Origin of the sequence: Endozoicomonas sp. SESOKO2 (genome assembly GCF_024606245.1) — a bacterium.
Lineage (GTDB): Bacteria > Pseudomonadota > Gammaproteobacteria > Pseudomonadales > Endozoicomonadaceae > Endozoicomonas_A.
Window position 1 is genome coordinate 1 of record NZ_JAHHPQ010000111.1, and the last position, 1184, is coordinate 1184.

The following is a 1184-nucleotide window of genomic DNA, read 5'->3' on the forward strand; positions in this document are numbered from 1 at the left end:
TTGAGCGCCTCACAGAGGTGGGAACCACAGCAGAAGAAGTCTTTCTTTTTTCTCAGAAAGCCCCAATGGTCAGTCCGTATGAAATTCACCGTTTTACCCAGCGTAACATTACTCCGGAAGTAGTCGCATCGTTTCATCCTAAAGTGGCTAATGACCCAGCTTTTATCGACAAGATTCTACAGGCAGGGTTAAGCCCCGAAACGGCGAATAGCTACCTCGAAGTCGGCATTAATGAGGCCTTATTTATCATTGGGTACGCCAACAATGGAATATCCCCTGATCTTGCAGGTTCCTTAAACAAAAACCTCTTCTACGTACTAAGTGACTATGAACGGATCTATGCTCAGGACTTATTCAAAAAAGGGCTAAGGGCAGAAGACCTGCCCAGATACAAAGGACTCACCCACTCATTTATTGAATTAGACACTCTCTTCACTTCTAAAGTGCCTCTTGATTTTGTTCATGAAGCCAGGATGAAAGACATAGATCTATTCGATGCGATTTCTCTCTACTTCCGAGGCATCGACCTGAATACCTACTCGTCTTTAACCTCTGACCAACAGACCTGCACTGTATACCCCACCACTCAGCTTCATTTCAAGCACCTTGGCAACCTTGCGGGCTACCAGAGTAAAAAAGAGCCTATTGCTTTACCTAAGGCTTTGTTTTCCAAGCTTAATTCCATATTTATCCAATACGACATGTACCACTTTTCACTGGACGATCACGCGGAAATTTTCAAGTACGTTGAAAAGGCTGCCAAGGATGTAAAAAAACCAACGATCTATAATTTGCTCCACCTGACAGCAAAGATTGTTTCAGAAAAGCTTCACTACGAACTTGTGGATGACGGAGAGCTGGCACTTACCTTCCCTGAAGGTTGTTCAATTGCTGAATATTGGCGAAGGGGTATGGGTGACTGTGATAAATATATGGCATTGGGGGTGGTTGTTTTTGCTCAACTTAAACAACTGTTTCCTGACGTATTGGCAAATGTTTATCTAACCAAGGAATTGTTTTCGAAATACCCGGGGCATACATGGAATACCGTCGTCATCGCTGAAGAAGACCGCCTGATTTTCACCCACATTGACATAACAGACTCCGACCCCGACAATGCCTATTTTCTACACCTTATTCTTCGGTTTCTTCTACAACTGCATGATGCCATTCAGAATCTGAAT

General features: G+C 43.6%; 1 protein-coding gene. It reads left to right on the forward strand.

What is annotated here, in order from left to right; all coding sequences use genetic code 11:
• Window positions 1–65: 65 nt before the first annotated feature.
• The coding region (locus KDK17_RS03045; protein ID WP_257287313.1) for a hypothetical protein at window positions 66–1184 on the forward strand (1119 nt) is incomplete at its 3' end.